The organism is Bacillus sp. VA13 (genome assembly GCF_055710085.1).
The window spans coordinates 1,057,990-1,082,476 of sequence record NZ_JBVQPP010000001.1 but is presented as its reverse complement, the minus strand read 5'-3'; the positions used below and the strand labels follow the sequence as shown (position 1 = coordinate 1,082,476).

At 43.2% G+C, this 24,487-nt stretch carries 26 protein-coding genes and 1 other annotated feature; of the genes, 25 read left to right on the top strand and 1 reads right to left on the bottom strand.

Annotated elements, in window-relative coordinates; all coding sequences use genetic code 11:
* The first annotated feature begins 76 nt into the window (after window positions 1-76).
* The 4 genes from dnaJ to mtaB are packed head-to-tail and all read left to right on the top strand — an operon-like array spanning window position 77 to window position 4,312.
* Window positions 77-1,204 (top strand): molecular chaperone DnaJ, encoded by a 1,128-nt coding sequence (gene dnaJ, locus AC0C66_RS05565; protein ID WP_014114461.1) that lies wholly within the window; start codon window positions 77-79, stop codon window positions 1,202-1,204.
* A gap of 24 nt (window positions 1,205-1,228) precedes the next feature.
* Entirely contained in the window at window positions 1,229-2,164 is a 936-nt protein-coding gene (gene prmA / locus AC0C66_RS05560; RefSeq protein ID WP_069149894.1) for a 50S ribosomal protein L11 methyltransferase, read from the top strand.
* Window positions 2,165-2,186: 22 nt separating this feature from the next.
* On the top strand, window positions 2,187-2,957 hold the full coding sequence (locus tag AC0C66_RS05555; protein WP_072183157.1) for a 16S rRNA (uracil(1498)-N(3))-methyltransferase: 771 nt from the start codon (window positions 2,187-2,189) through the stop codon (window positions 2,955-2,957).
* Window positions 2,957-4,312, top strand: a complete 1,356-nt coding sequence (gene mtaB, locus AC0C66_RS05550; RefSeq protein WP_014114458.1) for a tRNA (N(6)-L-threonylcarbamoyladenosine(37)-C(2))-methylthiotransferase MtaB — start codon at window positions 2,957-2,959, stop codon at window positions 4,310-4,312. Before AC0C66_RS05555 ends, mtaB begins: the two co-directional genes overlap by 1 nt.
* Window positions 4,313-4,347: 35 nt before the next feature.
* Here mtaB and AC0C66_RS05545 read toward each other — a convergent pair whose 3' ends face one another.
* On the bottom strand, window positions 4,348-5,271 hold the full coding sequence (locus tag AC0C66_RS05545) for a Na/Pi symporter (protein ID WP_014114457.1): 924 nt from the start codon (window positions 5,269-5,271) through the stop codon (window positions 4,348-4,350).
* 172 nt (window positions 5,272-5,443) lie between these two features.
* Here AC0C66_RS05545 and rpsU point away from each other — a divergent pair, with 172 nt between their 5' ends.
* The 21 genes from rpsU to dnaG all read left to right on the top strand — a co-directional run bounded on the left by rpsU (window position 5,444) and on the right by dnaG (window position 24,456).
* The gene (gene rpsU / locus AC0C66_RS05540; protein ID WP_003152957.1) at window positions 5,444-5,617 is read left to right on the top strand and encodes a 30S ribosomal protein S21; all 174 of its coding nucleotides are present in this window, start codon (window positions 5,444-5,446) and stop codon (window positions 5,615-5,617) included.
* A gap of 14 nt (window positions 5,618-5,631) precedes the next feature.
* Complete coding sequence (locus tag AC0C66_RS05535) at window positions 5,632-6,078, top strand: GatB/YqeY domain-containing protein (protein ID WP_003226182.1); 447 nt, start codon at window positions 5,632-5,634, stop codon at window positions 6,076-6,078.
* Window positions 6,079-6,208: 130 nt separating this feature from the next.
* Window positions 6,209-7,522 (top strand): NfeD family protein, encoded by a 1,314-nt coding sequence (locus AC0C66_RS05530; protein WP_072183156.1) that lies wholly within the window; start codon window positions 6,209-6,211, stop codon window positions 7,520-7,522.
* A 21-nt stretch (window positions 7,523-7,543) separates the two neighbouring features.
* Window positions 7,544-8,539, top strand: coding sequence for a flotillin-like protein FloA (gene floA, locus AC0C66_RS05525; protein WP_003226187.1), 996 nt, complete (start codon window positions 7,544-7,546; stop codon window positions 8,537-8,539).
* Window positions 8,540-8,563: 24 nt separating this feature from the next.
* Window positions 8,564-8,980, top strand: coding sequence for a hypothetical protein (locus AC0C66_RS05520; RefSeq protein WP_072183155.1), 417 nt, complete (start codon window positions 8,564-8,566; stop codon window positions 8,978-8,980).
* Between the two features lie 56 nt (window positions 8,981-9,036).
* The gene (gene yqfC / locus AC0C66_RS05515; protein ID WP_003226191.1) at window positions 9,037-9,318 is read left to right on the top strand and encodes a sporulation protein YqfC; all 282 of its coding nucleotides are present in this window, start codon (window positions 9,037-9,039) and stop codon (window positions 9,316-9,318) included.
* An 18-nt stretch (window positions 9,319-9,336) separates the two neighbouring features.
* Window positions 9,337-10,533, top strand: a complete 1,197-nt coding sequence (yqfD, locus tag AC0C66_RS05510; protein ID WP_044428713.1) for a sporulation protein YqfD — start codon at window positions 9,337-9,339, stop codon at window positions 10,531-10,533.
* Window positions 10,530-11,489, top strand: coding sequence for a PhoH family protein (locus AC0C66_RS05505; protein ID WP_003226195.1), 960 nt, complete (start codon window positions 10,530-10,532; stop codon window positions 11,487-11,489). The genes yqfD and AC0C66_RS05505 overlap by 4 nt, the downstream gene beginning before the upstream one ends.
* Window positions 11,490-11,567: 78 nt before the next feature.
* Window positions 11,568-13,703 carry a cyclic-di-AMP phosphodiesterase PgpH gene (pgpH, locus tag AC0C66_RS05500; RefSeq protein ID WP_072183154.1) on the top strand — a complete coding sequence of 712 codons (2,136 nt, stop codon included), beginning with the start codon at window positions 11,568-11,570 and terminating at the stop codon, window positions 13,701-13,703.
* Entirely contained in the window at window positions 13,704-14,177 is a 474-nt protein-coding gene (ybeY, locus tag AC0C66_RS05495) for an rRNA maturation RNase YbeY (RefSeq protein ID WP_014114451.1), read from the top strand.
* Window positions 14,158-14,529: a diacylglycerol kinase family protein gene (locus tag AC0C66_RS05490; protein ID WP_461845616.1), complete on the top strand. Its 372-nt coding sequence runs from the start codon at window positions 14,158-14,160 to the stop codon at window positions 14,527-14,529. Before ybeY ends, AC0C66_RS05490 begins: the two co-directional genes overlap by 20 nt.
* A gap of 120 nt (window positions 14,530-14,649) precedes the next feature.
* The gene (locus tag AC0C66_RS05485) at window positions 14,650-15,060 is read left to right on the top strand and encodes a cytidine deaminase (RefSeq protein ID WP_003226204.1); all 411 of its coding nucleotides are present in this window, start codon (window positions 14,650-14,652) and stop codon (window positions 15,058-15,060) included.
* Entirely contained in the window at window positions 15,041-15,946 is a 906-nt protein-coding gene (gene era, locus AC0C66_RS05480) for a GTPase Era (RefSeq protein WP_014114448.1), read from the top strand. Before AC0C66_RS05485 ends, era begins: the two co-directional genes overlap by 20 nt.
* A 143-nt stretch (window positions 15,947-16,089) precedes the next feature.
* Complete coding sequence (locus tag AC0C66_RS05475; RefSeq protein ID WP_003230053.1) at window positions 16,090-16,233, top strand: YqzL family protein; 144 nt, start codon at window positions 16,090-16,092, stop codon at window positions 16,231-16,233.
* Window positions 16,234-16,269: 36 nt separating this feature from the next.
* Complete coding sequence (recO, locus tag AC0C66_RS05470; protein WP_014114447.1) at window positions 16,270-17,037, top strand: DNA repair protein RecO; 768 nt, start codon at window positions 16,270-16,272, stop codon at window positions 17,035-17,037.
* A gap of 39 nt (window positions 17,038-17,076) precedes the next feature.
* Window positions 17,077-17,252, top strand: a binding site (T-box leader).
* Between the two features lie 82 nt (window positions 17,253-17,334).
* Window positions 17,335-18,222 carry a glycine--tRNA ligase subunit alpha gene (gene glyQ, locus AC0C66_RS05465; RefSeq protein ID WP_003226213.1) on the top strand — a complete coding sequence of 296 codons (888 nt, stop codon included), beginning with the start codon at window positions 17,335-17,337 and terminating at the stop codon, window positions 18,220-18,222.
* Window positions 18,215-20,254 (top strand): glycine--tRNA ligase subunit beta, encoded by a 2,040-nt coding sequence (gene glyS, locus AC0C66_RS05460; protein ID WP_072183152.1) that lies wholly within the window; start codon window positions 18,215-18,217, stop codon window positions 20,252-20,254. Before glyQ ends, glyS begins: the two co-directional genes overlap by 8 nt.
* A gap of 132 nt (window positions 20,255-20,386) precedes the next feature.
* Window positions 20,387-21,025, top strand: coding sequence for a transcriptional regulator CcpN (gene ccpN / locus AC0C66_RS05455; protein WP_003237058.1), 639 nt, complete (start codon window positions 20,387-20,389; stop codon window positions 21,023-21,025).
* 25 nt (window positions 21,026-21,050) lie between these two features.
* Window positions 21,051-21,863 (top strand): pyruvate, water dikinase regulatory protein, encoded by an 813-nt coding sequence (locus AC0C66_RS05450; protein ID WP_003226219.1) that lies wholly within the window; start codon window positions 21,051-21,053, stop codon window positions 21,861-21,863.
* Between the two features lie 253 nt (window positions 21,864-22,116).
* Window positions 22,117-22,611, top strand: coding sequence for a YaiI/YqxD family protein (locus AC0C66_RS05445; protein ID WP_014114445.1), 495 nt, complete (start codon window positions 22,117-22,119; stop codon window positions 22,609-22,611).
* 33 nt (window positions 22,612-22,644) lie between these two features.
* On the top strand, window positions 22,645-24,456 hold the full coding sequence (gene dnaG / locus AC0C66_RS05440) for a DNA primase (RefSeq protein WP_088679287.1): 1,812 nt from the start codon (window positions 22,645-22,647) through the stop codon (window positions 24,454-24,456).
* Window positions 24,457-24,487: the final 31 nt, after the last annotated feature.

Genomic DNA, 24,487 nt, shown 5'->3' with positions numbered 1-24,487 from the left:
ATAAAAGGAATTGAAAAATCATAATTCAAAATGATACAATCTAATTTATGTGAGAAATTCGGGAGAGTGAAGCGAGATGAGTAAGCGTGATTACTATGAAGTGCTGGGAGTAAGTAAGAGCGCTTCAAAGGATGAAATTAAAAAAGCTTATCGGAAGCTGTCAAAAAAATATCATCCAGATATTAATAAAGAAGCCGGATCAGATGAAAAATTTAAAGAGGTAAAAGAAGCGTACGAAGCGCTGTCAGATGACCAAAAACGTGCACATTACGACCAATTTGGGCATACTGATCCTAATCAGGGCTTCGGCGGCGGAGGTTTTGGCGGCGGCGATTTCGGCGGTTTTGGTTTCGATGATATTTTTTCAAGTATTTTCGGCGGAGGCACTAGACGAAGAGATCCAAACGCACCGCGCCAAGGTGCCGATTTGCAATATACGATGACCTTGTCGTTTGAGGATGCCGCTTTCGGTAAAGAAACAACCATCGAAATTCCGCGTGAGGAAACGTGCGACACATGTAAAGGTTCAGGTGCGAAACCTGGAACAAACCCGGAAACGTGCTCCCACTGTGGAGGCTCCGGCCAGTTAAACGTGGAGCAAAATACGCCGTTTGGAAAAGTCGTGAACAGACGGGTCTGCCACCACTGTGAAGGTACGGGCAAAATTATTAAAGACAAATGTGCGGATTGCGGCGGCAAAGGAAAAATCAAAAAACGCAAAAAAATCAACGTGACAATTCCAGCCGGTGTAGATGACGGGCAGCAGCTTCGTCTCTCGGGACAGGGTGAACCAGGAGTAAACGGCGGCCCTGCCGGGGATTTATTTGTCGTGTTCCACGTGCGCGCCCACGAGTTCTTCGAGCGTGACGGCGATGATATTTACTGTGAAATGCCGTTAACGTTTGCTCAGGCTGCTCTTGGTGATGAAGTGGAAGTTCCGACGCTGCATGGAAAAGTGAAATTGAAAATTCCTGCCGGTACACAAACAGGGACAAAATTCAGATTAAGAGGCAAAGGCGTTCAAAATGTCAGAGGCTATGGACAGGGTGACCAGCATATCGTCGTCCGCGTCGTTACGCCGACAAACCTGACAGATAAACAAAAAGACATTATCCGCGAATTTGCCGAGGTCAGCGGAAACTTGCCTGACGAACAGGAAATGAGTTTCTTTGACAAGGTAAAACGCGCGTTTAAAGGCGATTAATTATTGGATGAGGAGTTGGTAGTTTTGAAATGGTCCGAATTAAGCATTCACACAACACATGAAGCGGTCGAACCTATCTCAAATATATTGCATGAAGCTGGTGCAAGTGGGGTTGTGATAGAGGACCCGCTTGATTTAATTAAAGAACGTGAGAATGTGTACGGGGAAATCTACCAGCTCGACCCCAATGATTATCCAGACGAGGGTGTCATTGTCAAAGCATACCTGCCGGTTAACAGTTTTCTAGGCGAAACGGTGGACGGCATTAAAGAAACGATTAATAATCTGCTTCTTTATAATATTGATTTGGGCAGAAATCACATCACCATTTCTGAAGTGAATGAAGAAGAGTGGGCGACTGCCTGGAAAAAGTATTATCATCCTGTGAAAATTTCTGAAAAGTTTACAATTGTGCCGACGTGGGAGGAATATACGCCGGTCCATACTGATGAACTGATTATAGAAATGGACCCTGGTATGGCTTTCGGCACAGGCACACACCCGACAACCGTCCTCTGCATTCAGGCGCTTGAACGCATTGTGCAAAAGGGTGATAAGGTGATTGATGTCGGTACAGGTTCTGGCATTTTAAGTATTGCGGCTGCAATGCTTGAGGCTGAATCGGTCCATGCTTACGATCTTGATCCCGTGGCTGTAGAAAGTGCACGCCTCAATCTCAAGCTGAACAAAGTGAGCGATATTGCTCAAGTCAAGCAAAACAATTTGTTAGACGGGATTGAAGGGGAGCATGATGTGATTGTTGCCAATATTTTGGCTGAAGTCATTCTTCGCTTTACCTCACAAGCGTACAGCCTGTTAAAAGAAGGCGGCCATTTTATTACGTCAGGAATCATCGGGCATAAAAAACAAGAAGTAAAAGAAGCACTGGAACAAGCTGGCTTTACCATTGTAGAAATCCTTTCAATGGAAGATTGGGTCAGCATTATTGCGAAAAAATAACAGTTAGTAGGTGTCACTGCGTATGCAACGATATTTTATCGAGCTCACGAAGCAGCAAATGGAGGAAGCGCCGGCTTTTTCGGTTACCGGCGAAGATGTTCATCATATTGTGAACGTGATGAGAATGAATGAGGGAGATCAGATTATCTGCTGTTCTCAGGACGGCTTAGAGGCAAAATGTGAACTTCAATCTGTTTCCAAAGATAATGTGTCCTGCCTTGTGGTAGAATGGACGAATGAAAACAGAGAGCTTCCGATAAAGGTCTATATTGCGAGCGGCCTCCCGAAAGGAGATAAGCTTGAATGGATTATCCAAAAGGGGACTGAGCTCGGAGCTCACGCCTTTATTCCTTTTCAAGCCGCGCGTTCTGTTGTTAAGCTGGATGACAAAAAGGCAAAGAAAAAGCGGGAAAGATGGGCGAAAATTGCGAAGGAAGCGGCTGAACAATCGTACCGTAACGAAGTGCCGCAAGTGATGGATGTCCATTCTTTTCAGCAGCTTCTTCAACGGATGCAAGATTTCGATAAATGTGTCGTTGCATACGAGGAGTCATCGAAGAAAGGTGAAATAAGCGCATTCAGCGCAGTTGTACGAAGCCTTCCGAAAGGATCATCCCTTTTGATCGTATTTGGTCCCGAAGGCGGTTTAACAGAAGCGGAGGTTGAACGGCTCACAGAGAAAGACAGTGTGCCGTGCGGCCTTGGACCGAGAATTTTAAGGACAGAAACCGCTCCGCTATACGCGTTGAGTTCGATTTCTTATCAAACAGAGTTATTAAGAGGTGATCAGTAATGGCAACTGTTGCTTTCCATACGCTTGGCTGTAAAGTCAACCATTATGAAACAGAAGCAATCTGGCAGCTTTTCAAAGAAGCGGGCTATGAAAGAAGAGACTTTGAACAAACAGCTGATGTATATGTCATTAATACATGTACGGTAACAAATACGGGGGATAAAAAAAGCCGCCAAGTGATCAGACGCGCCATTCGTCAAAATCCTGACGGTGTCATCTGTGTCACAGGCTGCTATGCGCAAACCTCGCCTGCTGAGATTATGGCGATCCCTGGTGTCGATATTGTAGTCGGAACGCAGGATCGGGAAAAAATGCTCGGCTACATCGACCAATACCGTGAAGAACGCCAGCCGATTAACGGCGTCAGCAACATCATGAAAGCAAGAGTGTATGAAGAGCTTGATGTACCTGCTTTCACTGACCGGACAAGAGCGTCATTGAAAATACAGGAAGGCTGCAATAATTTCTGCACATTCTGTATCATTCCGTGGGCGCGCGGCCTACTTCGCTCCCGTGACCCTGAAGAAGTCATTAAACAAGCGCAGCAGCTCGTCGATGCCGGATATAAAGAAATTGTTCTTACAGGTATTCATACAGGCGGCTACGGCGAAGATATGAAAGATTACAACTTTGCGAAGCTCTTGAGCGAATTAGACACTCGTGTTGAAGGTGTTAAACGAATTAGAATTTCTTCAATTGAAGCCAGCCAAATCACAGACGAAGTGATCGAAGTCTTAGACCGCTCAGATAAGATTGTAAATCATTTGCATATTCCTATTCAATCTGGATCAAACACAGTTCTTAAACGGATGAGACGTAAATATACGATGGAGTTTTTTGCAGACCGTTTAAACAAACTGAAAAAAGCATTGCCAGGCTTAGCTGTTACTTCTGATGTCATTGTAGGGTTCCCTGGCGAAACAGAAGAAGAATTTATGGAAACCTATAACTTTATTAAAGAACATAAATTCTCTGAACTGCATGTTTTCCCTTACAGTAAACGTACAGGAACGCCAGCTGCGCGAATGGAAGACCAAGTGGATGAAAACGTAAAAAATGAACGTGTACACCGCCTGATTGCTCTATCTGACCAGCTTGCGAAGGAATATGCTTCTCAGTATGAAAATGAAGTGCTTGAGATCATCCCTGAGGAAGCGTATAAGGAAACGGAAGAAGAGAACATGTTTGTCGGTTACACAGATAACTATATGAAGGTTGTTTTTAAAGGTACGGAAGATATGATCGGCAAAATCGTGAAAGTCAAAATCCTAAAAGCCGGCTATCCTTACAACGAAGGGCAATTTGTCCGTGTTGTTGAGGATGAAATAACTGAACACATGCGTTTGTCTTCTTAATCTAAACCCGGTGCATCTACATGTACCGGGTTTTTTTATTTAGCTGGAATAAGAAAGTGAATCAAGCGGTAAAACAAGTTTGTAAGCGGAAGAAATAAAAGAGCTGTCACCACATTAAATAAAAGGCTGAAATGTGCGATCCTTTGTGCGGGATCAGGTGATAACTGTTCTACAAAACCGGTCGTTGCCGTCAGAAAAGGAAATACAAGAGCCACGCCCAGCACGTTAAACACCACATGGGCATACGCTGTCTGTTTCGCCGCATATCCGCCGGATACAGCAGCCATGACAGCTGTAATGCATGTCCCGATGTTTGAACCGAGCACGACGCTCATCGCCTGTGTCAGTCCGATAATGCCTTCATTCATAAAGCTCATCAAAATGCCGATACAGACAGAGCTTGAGTGAATGATTGCGGTCAACACCATACCGATAAGCAAAGCGGACCAGTTTGAATCGTTAACATGGTATAGAACTTCAGCTCCCGTTTTCAGCTTTGTAAGCGGCCCTGCAAGGTGGCTGAACCCGCTGATGCAAAAAAAGATGATGCCGAGACCGAGGAAGCTTGTTCCGAGCTGTTTCAACGGATATCTGCCAGTCAGAAAAAACAATAAACCTCCTATTAAAAGAACCCAAATCAAAACATCCATTTTGATAGCAATAAACTCAGTTGTAAAGGTAGATCCGACATTTGTTCCCAGAATCATCGGTATCGTCCGCTTAAAAGAAAGAACGCCCGCACTGACAAAGCCGATGACAATAACCATAAAGGCTGAACTGCTCTGAAGAATCCCTGTAAATACAATGCTGATCAGAAACGCTTTTAACGGATGGTCCGTAAATAAAAGCAAACGTTCTTCAATTTTTGAGTACGCCATTGAAATTAAGCCTTTTCGAAGCATGTTCATGCCTGCGAGAAAGAATAATATAAGAACAGTAAAGCTAATCAGAATTAACATCCTATTCATCAACCCCTTTCTATCATTATATAGACAGGCAGTCGCACACATGACGGAAAAGTGAACTCACTTAGTTGACCTGACTGAAGGCTTATATTATAATGTCAAAGTACATGTTTATATGTGTAACTTAAAGGTAGTCGATTGGTGTATTCGGAGGGAGGGAAAGAGAATGTCAAAAACGGTCGTTAGAAAAAACGAATCGCTTGAAGATGCTCTTCGTCGCTTCAAACGCAGTGTATCAAAGACAGGTACTTTGCAAGAAGCAAGAAAGCGCGAATTTTATGAAAAACCTAGCGTAAAGCGCAAGAAAAAGTCTGAAGCTGCTAGAAAACGCAAATTCTAAAAGAGGGTGGATTTATGAGTCTTCTTGAGCGTCTTAACCAGGATATGAAGCTATATATGAAAAACCGTGAGAAAGACAAACTGACTGTCGTTCGAATGGTTAAGGCTTCACTTCAAAATGAAGCAATTAAGCTTAAGAAAGACAGTTTGACCGAGGATGAGGAACTCACTGTCCTTTCTCGTGAACTTAAGCAACGTAAAGACTCCCTCCAGGAATTTTCAAACGCTAATCGTTTAGATTTAGTAGATAAAGTTCAAAAAGAGCTGGACATTTTAGAAGTTTATTTACCCGAGCAGCTGTCAGAAGAAGAACTGCTTACAATCGTAAATGAAACCATTGCTGAGGTTGGTGCGAGCTCAAAAGCGGACATGGGAAAAGTAATGGGTGCAATTATGCCTAAAGTAAAAGGTAAAGCTGACGGAAGCTTAATTAATAAGCTTGTCAGCAGTCAATTGTCTTAAATGGCGTAAAAAAGGACATCTTTCTAAGAGAGATGTCTTTTTTTATACATAAAAAAATGAAACCTTTGATACATTTGTTACGTATGAAGAGAAGGCACCTATTATAAATGGAAGGAGGGATACACCGCCCTTGCTTCAGATCAAAGGATTTCGTGCTGCTCTTTTGAGTATATTTTTACTTTCTTTATTAGGCGTACAGCTGAACGCCAAAGCAGAAAAACAAACGGTTTATGTGATCCCGGTTGAAAAAAATGTCGAACAGGGCCTCGCCTCGTTTTTGTCCCGTTCGTTACAGGATGCAAAAGAAGCACATGCAGATCATATTATTCTTGATATCAATACGCCGGGAGGATTGGTCAAATCAGCTATTGATATAGCGGACTCGGTAACCGAAAGCGAGATCCCCGTAACTGCATATGTAAACAAACGTGCGTTGTCAGCTGGTGCATATATTGCCCTGCAAGCCGATAACATTTATATGGCGCCCGGCGGAAAAATGGGAGCAGCCGCGATTATTGACGGTAAAGGCAATGCCGCTGACCAAAAAGCTGAATCACTTTGGCTGGCAGAGCTGGAAGATGCCGCAGTGAAAAATAATCGCGATCCAAAATATGCGCTCGCAATGGCTGATCCGGATATAGATGCCAAGGAAGCCGGCGCGCCGAAGGGAGATCTGCTGACACTCAACGCTGATAAGGCGATTGATGTAGGTTATTCAGAAGGTACGGCTGACAATTTATCCGCGCTCGTAAAGAAGCTAGGGTTCGAAAAGGCGGAAACCATCTATGCAAAGGAAAGCTTTGCAGAAAAGACAGCAAGATGGCTGACGAATCCGGTCATTGTTCCTATTCTGTTGACAATCGCTTTTTTAGGCCTGACAGTAGAGCTTTTTTCCCCGGGCGTCGGCATTCCTGGAACGGTTGGATTCATCGCCTTGTTGCTGTTCTTTTACGGGCATCTTGCAGCCGGCTTTGCCGGATACGAGACAGTTCTTCTCTTTATAGCAGGGGTGATCCTCATCCTGCTTGAGATTTTCCTTCCCGGGGGAATCATTGGATTACTGGGCTTAGGAGCGATTATTGCGAGCCTGTTTTTAGCCGCGGGGAGCTTCACTGTCATGGCGGTTTCTCTCTTGATCGCCTCAGCTGTTTCTATAACAGCTTTCATCTTACTGACAAGGGTGTTGGGAAAGCGTATGAAATTCTTTAAGAAATTTGTATTAAATGATTCTACAAATACGGAGAGCGGCTACGTATCAAATCAAACGCGCACGGATTTAATAGGCAAAGTAGGAGTAACCTTTACACCGCTGCGTCCTGCTGGTACTGTCATTATTGATGATGAACGCCTTGACGTTGTTTCGGAGGGATCGTTTACAGAAAAAGATAAGAAAGTAAAAGTAGTAAAGGTGGAAGGCTCACGCATCGTCGTGAGAGAAATTTAAACAGAAACGAGGAGAATTGATATGGATCCATCAACACTTATGATTCTGGCTATTATCGTAGTAGGGATCATTGTTTTAGCTGTATTTTTTACATTTGTGCCTGTTATGCTTTGGATTTCCGCATTAGCAGCCGGAGTGAGAATCAGCATATTCACTTTAATCGGAATGAGGCTTCGCCGCGTTATACCAAACCGAGTGGTGAACCCACTGATTAAAGCGCATAAAGCTGGGCTTAATGTTGCCACCAATCAGCTTGAAAGCCATTATCTCGCCGGAGGAAATGTTGACAGAGTCGTCAACGCGCTGATTGCTGCTCAGCGAGCCAACATTGAACTATCATTCGAACGCTGTGCCGCCATCGATCTTGCCGGCCGCGACGTATTGGAAGCCGTTCAAATGAGTGTTAATCCTAAGGTGATTGAAACACCGTTCATTGCCGGTGTGGCTATGGACGGGATTGAAGTAAAGGCGAAAGCAAGAATTACAGTAAGAGCGAATATCGACCGTCTCGTTGGGGGAGCAGGGGAAGAAACCATTGTGGCCCGTGTCGGCGAAGGGATTGTCTCTACAATTGGTTCATCGGAAAGTCACAAAAAAGTGCTTGAAAACCCTGATATGATCTCTCAAACAGTGCTTGGAAAAGGATTGGACTCAGGAACTGCGTTTGAAATTCTCTCAATCGATATTGCTGATGTTGACATTGGCAAAAACATCGGAGCGATTTTACAAACCGATCAGGCCGAGGCTGATAAAAACATCGCGCAGGCAAAAGCGGAAGAACGCCGTGCGATGGCTGTCGCTCAAGAACAGGAAATGCGCGCCCGCGTAGAGGAAATGCGCGCGAAAGTGGTAGAAGCCGAAGCGGAAGTGCCGCTTGCGATGGCAGAAGCTTTGCGTGAAGGGAATATTGGCGTCATGGACTACATGAATATCAAGAACATTGATGCTGACACAGAAATGCGTGATTCATTCGGCAAGCTGACGAAAGATTCGTCTGATGAAGACAAAAAATCATAATCTCTCTAAGAAGGGAGAACGCTGATGGAAGATATTCTGACCAATCCGCTCATTATCGCAGCGGTTATCGGAATCATTTCTATGATTTTCGGTAAAAAGAGCAAAGAGGAAAACAAAAACAGCCAAAACAGAAATAAACCTCAGCAGGTGCAAACGGCTTCTCCTCAAAAGAAGCAGTTTGAAGATGCTCCTGCACCTATTCCTAACCGAATGGAACAGGTAAGACGGGAAGCGGAAGAAAGACGCAGGGAAACAGAAAGAAACCTGGAAGGGCTGGAACGTGATCTTACTGCAGTTAAACAAAAAGCAGTATACACAAAACAAAAAATGCTCCAGGTTAATAAAGACACTGTGGTACAGGGGATCGTCTTAGGTGAGGTATTCGGGCCTCCAAGGGCGAAAAAACCTCACCATACGATGCGCTCGGCCCGTAAAAATTAAAGTGTTAGAACCTCCTTTCAAATCATACATATGAGATGAAAGGGGGTTCTTTTTGTATGGGGCAAAGAAAGAATCGTATGAAAGCTTGGCTGACTAGAGCATTGGAAATTCCCCCGGACGTTATGATGGATCTGCCGCGGATTACAATGGTTGGCAGACTTCATATCTACATAGAAAACCACAGAGGCCTTTTGCTTTTCAGTGAGAATGAAGTGAGGCTCATGCTGAAGCAGGGCCAGTGCATCATATCTGGTAAAAATTTTGTCATCAAGGCGATTCTTCCGGAAGAAATTCTTTTGGAGGGTACGATTGATGTCGTTCGATATGTTGAGTCATAAAGCCGAGGGGGAAATGTTGTGAAAAATAAATGGCTGTCTTTTTTTTCGGGTAAGGTCCAGCTTGAATTGACGGGAAGAGGGATTGAACGGCTCCTTAATGAATGCACAAGACAGGGGATTCCGGTCTTTCATGTCAAAAAAAAGAAAGAAGCCGTATCGTTATATATACAGCTTCAGGATGTACATGCCTTTCGGCGGGTGAGAAGAAAATTTGAATGTAAAGCCCGATTTATCAATCGGAAGGGTTTTCCTTTCCTGTTGCTGAAATCAAAGCTGAATATTGGGTTTACGATTGGTTTTGCAATGTTTTTCATCCTTTTGTTTTTGCTTTCCAATATGGTGTGGAAAATTGATGTGACAGGCGCTAAGCCTGAAACGGAACATCAAATGATGCAACATCTTAATGAAATCGGCGTCAAGAAGGGGCGTCTTCAGTTTTTAATGATGTCGCCTGAAAAAATACAAAAATCGTTAACCAATGGAATAGACAATATCACCTGGGTCGGAGTTGATCTGAAGGGGACGACCATTCATATGAAAGTCGTGGAGAAAAATGAGCCCGAAAAAGAAAAGTATGTTAGCCCGCGCGATATTGTCGCCAAAAAGAAAGCAACCATTACAAGAATGTTTGTGCAAAAAGGACAGCCGATGGCCGCAATCCACGATCATGTAGAAAAGGGACAGCTGCTTGTTTCGGGACTGATCGGCAGTGAAGAGCATCAGCAGGAAGTCGCCTCAAAGGCAGAAATTTACGGAGAAACCTGGTACAGATCCGAAGTGACCGTCCCGCTTGAAACATTATTTAACGTCTATACGGGCAAAGTAAGGACAAAGCACAAGCTTTCTTTTGGCTCTTTGGCAATCCCGATCTGGGGGATGACGTTTAAAAAAGAGGAATTGAAGCACCCAAAAACAGAACAAGAAAAGCATTCGCTGAATTTTCTTGGATTTAAGCTCCCTGTATCCTATATCAAAGAGCAAACGAGAGAAAGTGAAGAGGCTTTGCGAAAATATACAAAAGAAGAAGCAGTTCAAGAAGGCATTAAATTGGGTAAACAGGATGTAGAGAATAAAATAGGCGAAGACGGCGAGGTGAAAAGTGAAAAAGTTTTGCACCAGACTGTTGAGAATGGTAAAGTAAAGTTGATTATTCTCTACCAAGTTATAGAAGATATCGTTCAAACCACACCTATTGTCAGGGAGACTGAAGAATGACAGAACATTTACTTGCGATGAATCAAAAACTGAAAAGCCCGGACGAGGCGCTTTCACTGTTCGGGAACCAAGATTCTTTTTTGAAATTGATGGAGAAAGATCTGAATGTAAATATCATTACGCGCGGCGAAACGATTTATGTTTCAGGCGATGAAGAATCGTTTCAGATTGCAGACAGGCTGCTGGGATCGCTCCTCGCTTTAATTCGCAAGGGGATAGAGATCTCTGAACGTGATGTGATTTACGCCGTCAAAATGGCAAAGAAGAATGAACTTGAATACTTTGAAAGCATGTATGAAGAAGAAATTACAAAAACCGCAAAAGGCAAACCAATCCGTGTAAAAACGATGGGACAGCGGGAGTACGTGGCCGCTATGAAGCGGAATGACCTTGTATTCGGCATCGGCCCAGCGGGAACCGGGAAAACGTACCTGGCTGTCGTAAAAGCAGTCCATGCTTTAAAAAACGGACATATCAAAAAAATCATTTTAACAAGACCTGCCGTAGAAGCCGGTGAAAGCCTCGGTTTTCTCCCAGGTGACCTCAAAGAAAAAGTAGATCCTTATTTGCGCCCGCTGTATGACGCTCTTCATGATGTGCTTGGGGCAGATCATACAGAACGTCTGATGGAAAGAGGCATTATTGAAATTGCTCCGCTTGCATATATGAGGGGACGGACGCTTGATGATGCTTATGTTATACTTGATGAAGCACAGAATACCACGCCTGCTCAAATGAAAATGTTTTTGACGAGACTGGGTTTTGGCTCTAAAATGATCATTACAGGTGACGTTAGCCAAATTGATCTGCCGAAAGGCGTCAAATCGGGACTTGCAGTAGCGAAGGAGATGCTGAGAGGAATAGACGGCATTTCTATGATTGAGCTAGACCAAACAGACGTGGTCAGACATCCGCTTGTTGCGAAAATTATTGAAGCATACGATAAGCAAAATTAATGCTGAATGACCCGATCGCGCGTTATCGGGTCATTTTTATGATTGCTTATGGGCTTGATGTTTCAAGAGGAGGTTCTTGTGTTGAAAAAGAAGGGGAAGACCAAAAGCAGCTCAAAAAAATGGAGCAGCTTTAAAAATGCCCGCTCCATGCATGTACTGCTGTATCTTCTGCTGGCTGCCATTATGTTTGCTTTGCTCTTTGTACATGTTAAGCCGGAAACACTTGATTTAGACCTATTTTCAGTCAGCGACAAGACCATTTATGCTCCGGCAACCGTGGAAGATCAAAAAGCCACAGAGGAAAAAAAGCAAGCCGCTGAGGACGCGGTTGAAGATCAATATACATTAAAAAAAGAATACACAGACAACCGGATTGACCTTGTGTCATCTATATTTGACAGTATCAGCGAAGTGAAAAAATCATCAGAAGAAGACAGCAAATCACCATCGGAAAAATCAATGGTTAAGTCTGTGAAGAACAAATTAACGTCAGATGTGAATGATTCCATATCTGAGGATTCCATCAAGACATTGCTGAAAGCAGACAGTGAAGACTTTTCTTTTGTCAGAGATACGGTCATCACGGCAGTGAATACGGTCATGAGCAGTGAAATCTCATCGGATAAACTATCTGATGCAAAGGATAAAGTAGAAAAAGAGCTAAAGGGCAATTCTATCCCATCAAAATACTTGGGAGCTGCGACAGAAATCGGGCGTTTTGCTATTATCCCGAATTACGTCTTCGATCCGAAAGCGACAGAGGCAAAGCGGCAGGAAGCGTCAGACAATGTCCAGCAGGTTCAGATCAAACAGGGTCAGGTGCTCGTGGAAGAAAATGACCTTATTGATCGGGAAGTGTACAGAAAACTCGAGCTGACCGGGTTATTAAATAACTCAAATCTCTTTAAACCGATCAGCGGCCTATTGATTATGATCGGACTTTTCATTGCAACACTTGTATATTATTTTGAAAAACAGAAACAAAACCTGAAGTTTAAAAACCAATCCATCCTGCTGTTCTCCATTATCACAACGCTTTTGCTTGTTATTATGGAGGTTGTCAGTTTGTTCCAGAAGATGGAATATCATAATATCGGCTACCTGGTACCCATTGCGGCCGGCGCGATCTTAATCAAACTGCTGATGAATGAACGCATTGCCATTTTGGGAAGTATCATTCTTGCGATTTGCGGAAGTATGATGTTTAATCAGGGTGTGACAGGAACATTCAATTATGTCATAGGAATTTATTATTTGATCAGCGGGATTTCAGGTGTTTTATTTTTAGGAAAACACAATGCAAGATCAAAGATTTTGCAGACCGGGCTTTTCGTAGCGTTTATTAATATGGTTGTCGTTCTTTCTTTGTTATTGATCCAAAACACTGCGCTATCGGGTCTTGAAATCGGCACGTTAATGCTGATGGGCGTTGTGTCGGGATTTGCTTCGTCTGTATTGATCATCGGCCTGATGCCGTTTTTTGAGACAGGCTTTGGCATTTTATCCACTATGAGGCTGCTTGAGCTGTCTAATCCTAACCATCCGCTGCTGCGAAAAATATTAACAGAAACACCAGGTACATATCATCACAGTGTAATGGTCGCCAATTTGTCAGAGGCAGCCTGTGAGGCGGTTGGAGCCAATGGTTTGCTTGCAAGAGTCGGCGCGTATTACCACGATCTTGGGAAAACAAAGCGTCCGCAATATTTTATTGAAAACCAAATGAATATTGACAATCCGCATGACAAGCTGTCTCCTCAGCTGAGTAAAAATATCATCATTTCTCATACCACTGACGGTGCGAATATGCTGAGAAGCTATAAATTTCCGAAAGAGCTTGTCGATATTGCTGAGCAGCATCATGGAACCTCGCTTTTAAAGTTCTTTTATTATAAAGCGAAGGAAAAAGGCGACCAGATTACAGAAGAAGAGTTCCGTTATCCAGGACCAAAGCCGCAGTCAAAGGAAGCCGCGATTATATCAGTTGCTGACAGTGTTGAAGCGGCAGTCAGATCCATGCATAATCCAAATCCTGAACGAATTGAAAAGCTTGTCCGGGGTATTATATCCGATAAGCTTCAGGACGGACAGTTCAGTGAATGCGATTTGACATTTAAGGAGCTGGATACAATCGCAAAAACGCTCTGTGCAACATTAAAAGGAATTTTCCACTCCCGGATTGAATATCCGGAGGCTACTAAGAAGGTGAAATAGATGAGTTTACTGATTGATATTGTTGATGAAACGGGGAGTGTCTCTGAAGAGATGCTCAAAGAAGTAGAAAATCTGCTTCAATTTGCCGCTGAACGTGAAGGCGTTCAGGATCAGGCTGAAGTTTCTGTCACGATCGTTACCAATGAAGACATCCAGCAGATCAATAAAGATTACCGCGGAAAGGATACGCCGACAGACGTCATCTCATTTGCTCTTGAAGAAGAGGGAGAAGGCGAGGTTGAAATCGTAGGCGCAGAAATGCCGCCGGTTTTAGGTGATATTATCATCAGTGCGGATCGCACAAGGGAGCAGGCAGAGGAATATAATCATTCTTTTAAAAGAGAGCTCGGATTTCTTGCCGTCCATGGATTTCTGCATCTTTTAGGATATGACCATATGACGAAAGAGGAAGAAAAGGAGATGTTTACTAAGCAAAAGGATTTGCTGGACGCCTATGGACTCAAGAGATCATAGAAATGAGCTGAAGCGATTCTTCAAAAGCTTCGTGCATGCAGGCCGGGGCATCTGGGAAACAGCGCGGACGGAGCGGAATTTCCAATTTCATGTCGCAGCCGCCTGCGCTGTTCTCATTTGCGGCTTCCTCGTAGAGCTCAGCCTAATTGAGTGGGCGATTATTATCCTTTTGATCGGAGGAATGTTTTCGCTGGAGCTTTTAAATACAGCCGTTGAGCATACGGTTGATTTAATAACAGACAAAAATCACCCACTTGCTAAAGCGGCTAAGGACGCTGCCGCCGGGGCTGTTTGCGTTTTTGCCGTCATTTCGTGTATCATTGGTTTACTTATTTTTTTGCCAAAGCTGTAATGGCTGAAGATTCTTACATTTATTTTACATTTTTAGAAATGGGCGTGAAAAAAAGCGCGCGATTATGTAAAATATAAAGTGATAGCGGTACCATTATAGGTAAGAGAGGAACATGTACACATGAACAAACAAGAATTGATAACAGAAGCTTTAAAAGCACGTGATATGGCATATGCGCCGTATTCCAAGTTTCAAGTAGGAGCCGCTCTTCTTACCAAGGATGGAAAAGTGTACAGAGGCTGCAACATCGAGAACGCTGCATACAGCATGTGCAATTGCGCTGAGCGTACCGCTTTATTTAAAGCTGTTTCTGAAGGGGATACAGAGTTTCAGATGCTGGCCGTTGCGGCTGACACCCCTGGACCGGTATCTCCGTGCGGAGCCTGCCGCCAGGTGATTTCTGAGCTTTGCACAAAGGACGTTATAGTCGTGCTGACTAATTTACAAGGACAAATAAAAGAAATGACTGTGGAAGAATTATTGCCAGGCGCATTTTCATCGGAGGATTTACATGACGAACGAAAGCTTTAAATCAGGATTTGTATCCATTATTGGAAGACCAAACGTAGGAAAGTCTACATTTTTGAACAGAGTCATTGGACAAAAAATCGCGATCATGAGCGATAAGCCCCAAACGACGAGAAACAAGGTGCAAGGAGTTTTGACGACAGGCACATCACAAACGATTTTTATTGACACACCAGGGATTCATAAACCTAAGCATAAGCTTGGGGACTTTATGATGAAAGTGGCGCAAAATACATTAAAAGAAGTCGATTTGATCTTGTTTATGATCAACGCCGAGGAAGGCTACGGGAAGGGCGACGAATTCATCATTGAGAAATTGCAGAATATGTCTACGCCTGTATTTTTAATCGTAAACAAAATTGACAAAATTCATCCCGATCAATTGCTTTTGTTAATTGACGAATATCGGGGACGTTATCCTTTTAAGGAAATTGTTCCGATTTCTGCTTTAGAGGGAAATAATATCGAAACATTGCTCACACAGATTGAAGCGTATTTGCCGGAAGGGCCGCAATTCTATCCGAGTGATCAGGTAACCGACCATCCAGAGCGCTTTATCATTTCTGAATTAATCAGGGAAAAGGTGCTGCATCTGACGAGAGAAGAAATCCCGCACAGCATTGCGGTGGCCATCGAATCCATCAAAGGACAGGACAACGGTTCTGTGCACGTAGCGGCAACGATTGTGGTCGAACGGGATTCCCAGAAAGGCATTGTGATCGGAAAAAAAGGAAGCCTGCTGAAAGAGGTTGGAAAAAGAGCGAGAGCGGATATTGAAGCACTGTTAGGCTCCCGTGTCTACCTTGAATTGTGGGTCAAAGTGCAGAAAGACTGGCGCAATAAAATGTCCCAGCTTCGCGATTTTGGCTTTAAAGAGGACGAATATTAATCTCCTTGCTGTGTCATTTTCTCACAGGAACAGGGATACATTAGCAAATTTTGTTTAACATGAAATGGAGGACATCTGGTCAAGATAAAGGTAAGAATTTGGAGTTAGGTAAGCTAGTTTAACTACAGAAAGGTGGGTTTCTTGTGTTGAATTTTACCTGGAACGTATTTTCTCAAACAGGAAATGTTGATACGTATCTTCTTTTTAAAGAGCTGGAAAAAGAGAACATGGAAAGACCCGAAGAACTAGAAGATGAGCTAGCCCGATTTGATTATCCAATTTTATAAACCTCTTGGCCGCTCCTGCTTTAGGAAGGTGCGGAAATGCTGACAAAATGTGAAGGAATCGTTCTTCGCACAAATGATTACGGAGAGACGAATAAAATCGTTACATTACTGACAAGAGAACACGGAAAAATAGGTGTTATGGCAAGAGGCGCCAAAAAACCGAACAGCCGTTTATCAGCAGTCAGCCAGCCCTTTTTGTATGGTTCATTTTTAATGCAAAAAACAACGGGCCTCGGAACGCTTCAGCAGGGTGAAATGATCCTCAGCATGAGAGGCATCAGGGAAGATTTGTTTTTAACAGCATATGCTGCTTATATTGCTGAGCTAGTCGACAAAGGCACAGAAGAAAAGAAGCCAAACCCTTATTTGTTTGAATTCATTTTAGAATCGTTTAAACAGCTGAATGAAGGAACAGATCCGGATGTCATCATCTTCATTGCTCAAATGAAGATGCTCGGTGTCATGGGGCTGTACCCTGAGCTGAATCACTGTGTGCATTGTAAAAGCCAGGATGGGACCTTTCATTTTTCTGTTCGTGATAACGGTTTTATTTGCCATCGCTGCTTTGAAAAAGATCCCTACAGGGTTCCAATTAAACCGCAAACGGCAAGGCTTTTGAGACTGTTTTATTACTTCGATCTGTCGAGGCTGGGCAATGTGTCCTTAAAGCAGGAAACAAAAGCTGAATTAAAGCAAGTGATTGATTTATATTATGAAGAATATTCAGGGTTATATTTAAAATCAAAGCGCTTTTTAGATCAAATGGAAAGCATGAAACATCTGATGGGTGAAAACAAAAGTTGACATCTGGTCCATCTTTTTATATGATCATTTATTATAAAATATGTTGCAGTGAGAGAAAGAAGTACTTGCGTTTACCTCATGAAAGCGACCTTAGGGCGGTGTAAGCTAAGGATGAGCACGCAACGAAAGGCATTCTTGAGCAATTTCAAAAAAAGAGGCTGGGATTTTGTTCTCAGCAACTAGGGTGGAACCGCGGGAGAACTCTCGTCCCTATGTTTGCGGCTGGCAAGCATAGAGACGGGAGTTTTTTGGTTGCTGCCGCAGTCATTTTATGAAGGAAAAGTGGAGGTGCTTGAAATGAATATTCAAGACATGATTCTAACATTGCAAAAGCATTGGTCCAGTCAGGGCTGTGTGCTTATGCAGGCTTACGATGTAGAAAAAGGGGCCGGCACGATGAGCCCGTATACGTTTTTGCGCAGTATCGGCCCTGAGCCGTGGAAAGTGGCTTATGTAGAGCCTTCCAGACGCCCTGCCGACGGACGATACGGGGAGAACCCGAACAGACTGTATCAGCATCATCAGTTTCAGGTCATTATTAAACCGTCTCCTGATAACATTCAAGAGCTGTATTTAGATTCCTTGCGCGCGCTTGGAATTGATCCGCTTGAGCACGATATTCGCTTTGTTGAAGACAACTGGGAAAATCCGTCTTTAGGCTGCGCAGGTCTTGGCTGGGAAGTATGGCTTGACGGAATGGAAATCACACAATTTACGTATTTCCAGCAGGTCGGAGGACTAGAGTGTAAACCGGTTTCTGTAGAGATTACGTACGGAATTGAGCGTCTCGCGTCTTATATCCAGGATAAAGAAAATGTTTTCGACTTGGAATGGACGTCAGGGTTTACAGTAAAAGATTTATTCATGATGGCGGAATACGAGCATTCCGTTTACACGTTTGAAACGTCAGATGTCGATATGCTGTTCCAGTTGTTCAGCACGTATGAAAAAGAAGCGATTAAGCAAATGGATAACGGACTTGTTCATCCTGCATATGACTATGTGCTAAAATGCTCGCACACCTTCAACCTGCTTGACGCCAAAGGTGCGATCTCTGTTACCGAGCGGACAGGCTATATCGCAAGAGTGCGAAATTTAGCGAGAAAAGTAGCAAAAACCTATTATGAGGAACGAGAAAAACTAGGGTTCCCAATGCTTAAAGGGGAGGGTTCTTCTCATGAGTAAACAGGATTTACTTTTAGAGATCGGTTTAGAGGAAATGCCGGCGCGCTTTTTAAATGATAGCATGGTTCAGCTTGGTGAGAAGCTGACAGGCTGGCTTAAAGAAAAAAATATCACACACGGTGAAGTGAAGCTTTTCAATACACCGAGACGCCTTGCTGTCTTCGTAAAGGATGTAGCAGAAAAGCAGGATGATATAAAAGAAGAGGCGAAAGGGCCTGCGAAAAAAATTGCCCTTGATGCAGACGGCAACTGGACAAAAGCGGCAATCGGCTTTTCAAAGGGCCAAGGCGCAGACGTAAAAGACCTGTACATCAAAGAAGTAAAAGGCACAGAGTATGTATTCGTGCAAAAATTCCAAGCCGGCCAAGAAACGAAATCGCTTCTGCCGGAACTGAGCGGTTTAGTTACTAGCTTGCATTTCCCAAAAAACATGCGCTGGGGAAATGAGGATTTGCGTTATATCCGGCCAATCAAATGGATTGCCGCTTTATTTGGACAGGATGTCATTCCATTTTCGATCACAAACGTTGAGTCTGGACGGACAACGCAGGGACACCGTTTCCTTGGACATGAAGTGTCAATTGAATCACCTTCAGCTTATGAAGAGCAGCTGAAAGAACAGCACGTTATTGCTGATCCTAACGTCCGAAAACAAATGATTCAATCTCAGCTGGAAGCGATGGCTGCAGAAAACAATTGGAGCATTCCAGTTGACGAGGATCTTCTTGATGAAGTGAATCATTTAGTAGAATACCCAACAGCTCTTTATGGTTCATTTGAATCTGAGTTTCTGTCAATTCCTGAGGAAGTGCTTGTCACGACAATGAAAGAGCATCAGCGCTACTTCCCTGTCAAAGACAAGAACGGAGAATTGCTGCCTCACTTTATCACAGTCAGAAACGGGAACAGCCACGCGATCGAAAATGTGGCCAGAGGCAATGAAAAAGTGCTGCGCGCGCGTTTATCTGATGCTTCATTCTTCTACAAGGAAGATCAGAAACTAAATATTGATGCAAACGTGAAGAAGCTTGAAAACATTGTTTTTCATGAAGAGCTTGGTTCTCTGGCAGATAAGGTTAGAAGAGTCACTTCAATCGCAGAAAAGCTTGCCGTTCGTCTTCAGGCCAATGAAGATACATTAAAACATGTGAAGCGAGCTGCTGAAATTTCTAAATTTGATCTTGTCACGCACATGATATACGAATTCCCTGAGCTCCAAGGAATTATGGGTGAAAAGTATGCGAGAATGCTTGGCGAAGATGAAGCTGTGGCTGCGGCAGTCAACGAACACTATATGCCTAGATCAGCAGGCGGAGAAACGCCTTCTACTTTCACCGGAGCTGTTGTAGCAATGGCGGATAAGCTAGACACAATCGTTTCATTCTTCTCTATCGGCGTTATTCCGACCGGTTCTCAGGATCCTTACGGGCTGCGTCGCCAAGCAAGCGGTATTGTTGCGATTCTTCTGGACCGCAACTGGGGAATCTCGTTTGAAGAGCTGCTTTCTTTCGTACAAACCGAAAAAGAAAATGAACTGATGGATTTCTTCACTCAGCGCCTGAAATTTGTTTTGAATGCGGAACAGATTCGACACGATGTCATCGACGCCGTGCTGGAAAGCTCTGAGCTTGAGCCATACTCAACGCTGCATAAAGCACAAGTGCTGGAACAAAAGCTTGGTGCACCGGGCTTTAAGGAAACAGCTGAGGCTTTAGGCCGAGTGATCTCTATCAGCAAAAAAGGAGTCCACGGAGACATTCAGCCTGATCTGTTTGAAAATGAATACGAGGCAAAACTGTTTGATGCCTACCAAACAGCGAAGCAAAACCTGCAGGAAAACTTCAGCAAAAAAGATTATGAGGCGGCGCTTGCTTCACTTGCAGCCTTAAAAGAACCGATCGATGCTTACTTCGATCATACAATGGTTATAGCAGATAATGAGACAGTAAAGGCAAACCGTTTGGCGCAAATGGTAAGCTTGGCGGATGAGATCAAGTCCTTTGCGAATATGAATGCCCTTATTGTAAAATAAAGAGAGAAAAGGCGGTTGCTGTGTGATCGGTAATCGTCTTTTCCCCATTTATGAGTTTTTTTGTTTGATTACAAGATATTTACGATATAATATGGATTATTATTCTTTACATAGATATGAAGTGAAAAGGTGGTGAGTACGATCGAACTAAATAAACGGCAAGAACATATTTTGCAGATTGTAAAAGAAAACGGGCCGATTACAGGGGAGCATATTGCAGAAAAGCTGAACCTAACCAGGGCAACATTGCGTCCGGATTTAGCCATACTCACCATGTCAGGATTCCTTGAGGCGCGCCCGAGAGTCGGTTATTTCTACACTGGGAAAACCGGCACCCAGCTTTTGGCAGATAAACTCAAAAAGCTTCAAGTGAAAGACTTTCAATCTATCCCCGTCGTGATTCACGAAAATGTTTCTGTGTACGATGCGATTTGCACCATGTTTTTAGAAGATGTAGGTACTCTGTTTGTGGTGGACCGCGATGCTGTTTTAGTCGGGGTGCTTTCACGAAAAGACTTGCTGAGAGCGAGCATAGGCCAGCAGGAGCTTACCTCTGTCCCTGTTCACATCATCATGACAAGGATGCCGAATATTACGGTGTGCAGACGCGAGGATTATGTGATGGACATTGCAAAGCACTTGATAGAAAAACAAATTGATGCACTGCCTGTCATCAAAGATACCGACAAAGGCTTTGAAGTCATCGGCAGAGTGACAAAAACAAATATGACAAAAATACTTGTCAGTTTATCTGAAAATGAAATCCTATAAGATCGCAAACTAACGGGGGGATAATATGAATAACCGCATCATCTATGTTGTATCGGATTCCGTCGGTGAAACGGCTGAATTGGTAGTAAAAGCAGCGCTCAGCCAATTTAACGGTTCAGCGGACGATACACATGTCAGAAGAATTCCTTATGTTGAAGATATAGGCACTATCAATGAAGTAATTTCACTTGCAAAGGCAGACGGCGGCATTATTTGTTTCACACTAGTGGTGCCGGAAATCAGAGAATATTTGATTGCCGAAGCGGATAAAGCAAATGTTTTATATTATGATATTATCGGCCCGTTAATTGATAAAATGGAAACAGCCTACGGTTTAACAGCGAAATACGAACCAGGGCGGGTGCGCCAGCTTGATGAAGACTATTTCAAAAAAGTGGAGGCTATCGAGTTTGCAGTAAAATACGATGATGGACGTGATCCAAGAGGGATTTTAAAAGCTGATATCGTTTTGATCGGGGTATCCAGAACGTCTAAAACACCGCTGTCTCAATATCTCGCCCACAAGCGCCTGAAGGTTGCCAATGTTCCGATTGTTCCCGAGGTTGACCCGCCGGAAGAACTCTTTAACGTTGATCCGAAAAAATGTATCGGCTTAAAGATTAGCCCGGATAAACTGAATCATATCAGAAAAGAACGGTTAAAATCACTTGGGCTTAATGACAAAGCGATCTATGCAAATATCAACAGAATCAAAGAGGAACTGGAATATTTCGAAAAGATTGTGGACCGGATCGGATGCCAGGTTGTTGATGTTTCAAATAAAGCGGTTGAAGAAACAGCAAATATTATCCATCATCTCAAAACAAAAAACATGTAACTCAGGACGCTCTATCCTGGGTTTTTGGCTATGCCAAAAGGGAATAATGAAAAATAATAGCATCTTTGTGAAGTTTGTATTATAATAAAAAATTGTGATAAAATGATTAATTTTAGGTTTAAGGTTCGTGTGATACGAATAAACTATTATGGGTAAGATGTCAAGAATTTCTCCCGGAAATTTTTCGACAAATTCATATACGTCCGCAATGATAAAGGATGTGCGATTTTGCTTGCTTTTATGCAGGAGTTTAATGGAGGGATGGAGAATTACTCTTCTTAATGAACAAGAAAAGACGATTTTTGTCGATGCAGATGCTTGTCCGGTAAAAGATGAAATTTTACAAACAGCATCCAAGTATGAAGTTCAAGTTCTTTTTGTCGCTTCATTTGAACATTATCAGCTTTCGAGAAGCAATGAAGAAAAATGGAAGTATGTTGATCCTCATAAAGAAGCTGCTGATTTATATATCGCAAATCACGTAAAACCGGGAGATATTGTTGTGACGCAGGACATCGGATTAGCATCTCTGCTGTTGAACAGAAATGTCTCCGTCATGTCGGAAAGAGGGCGTCTTTACAAAGAGGGCACGATTGATTTTGCTCTTGAGAGCCGTCATTTTTCCGGCAAACAAAGGAGAAAAGGCATATACGCCAAAGGGCCTAAAAAATTGAATAAAGAAGATCGAGAACGATTTATTACACTGCTGCAAAAAATCCTGTCGAACGATGAAGGGATTTTGCACTAAAGCATCGAATAATGTACGACGGAGTGTTATAAGATGGGAAATCGGATACCAGATGAAATTGTGGATCAGGTACAAAAGTCGGCAGATATCGTTGAAGTCATAGGTGATTATGTTCAATTAAAGAAGCAAGGCCGAAACTACTTTGGACTCTGTCCTTTTCATGGAGAAAGCACACCTTCGTTTTCCGTATCGCCCGACAAACAGATTTTTCATTGCTTTGGCTGCGGAGCGGGCGGCAATGTTTTCTCTTTTTTAAGGCAGATGGAAGGCTATTCATTTGCTGAGTCGGTTTCTCACCTTGCTGACAAATACCAAATTGATTTTCCAGATAATATAACAGTCCATTCCGGAGCCCGGCCAGAATCTTCTGAAGAACAAAAAATGGCTGAGGCTCATGAGCTCTTGAAGAAATTTTACCATCATTTGTTAATAAATACAAAAGAAGGTCAAGAGGCGCTGGATTATCTGCTTTCAAGGGGCTTTACGAAAGAGCTGATTGATGAATTTCAGATCGGCTATGCTCTTGATTCTTGGGACTTCATCACGAAATTTCTCGTAAAGAGAGGCTTTAGTGAGGTGCAAATGGAAAAAGCGGGTCTCCTGATCAGACGCGAAGACGGGAGCGGATATTTTGACCGTTTCAGAAACCGTGTCATGTTTCCGATCCATGATCACCACGGGTCTGTTGTTGCTTTCTCTGGCAGGGCTCTTGGCAGCCAGCAGCCTAAGTATATGAACAGTCCTGAAACACCGCTCTTTCATAAAAGTAAACTGCTTTACAATTTTTATAAGGCCCGCCTTCATATCAGAAAGCAGGAAAGAGCAGTCTTATTTGAAGGATTTGCCGATGTCATATCGGCCGTAAACTCGGGTGTGAAAGAAAGCATAGCCACGATGGGAACGTCTCTGACAGATGATCATGTCAAGATTCTGAGAAGAAATGTCGAAGAAATCATTCTTTGCTATGACTCTGATAAAGCCGGTTATGAAGCCACTTTAAAAGCTTCAGATCTTCTGCAAAAAAAAGGCTGCAAAGTCAGAGTTGCAATGATTCCTGACGGGTTGGACCCTGACGATTACATCAAAAAGTTCGGCGGGGAAAAATTTAAAAACGACATTATCGACGCCAGTGTCACCGTAATGGCGTTCAAAATGCAATATTTCCGAAAGGGAAAGAACCTGTCTGATGAAGGCGACCGCTTAGCTTACATTAAAGACGTACTGAAAGAAATCAGCACGCTTTCAGGGTCTCTTGAGCAGGAAGTCTATGTAAAACAGCTTGCTTCAGAGTTTTCGCTGTCACAGGAGTCTTTAACCGAGCAGCTGTCTGTTTTCAGCAAGCAAAACAAACCTGCTGACAGTGGCGGTGAAACGAAAACGCGGCGAGCGCATCTGACGACAAAAGCAAGACAAAAACGTCTGCGCCCGGCGTATGAAAATGCTGAAAGGCTGTTACTCGCCCACATGCTTCGAGATCGGAGCGTTATAAAAAAAGTGATTGACCGGGTAGGCTTTCAATTTAATATTGATGAGCACCGCGCATTAGCCGCCTATCTTTACGCTTTTTATGAAGAAGGTGCCGAGCTGACGCCTCAGCATCTGATGGCCAGGGTGACGGATGATCAAATTAGCCAGCTCTTGTCTGATATATTAATGCTTCAGATTAATCAAGAGCTCAGCGAAGCCGAGTTATCAGATTATGTAAAAAAAGTGTTGAATCAAAGAAATTGGTCAATGATAAAAGAAAAAGAGGCGGAAAGAGCCGAAGCCGAAAGGCAAAAAGATTTTTTGAGAGCTGCTTCTCTGGCTCAAGAAATCGTTACATTGAACCGATCTTTAAAATAACTGGAAAACCGGTGAGAAGCATTTATTGGCA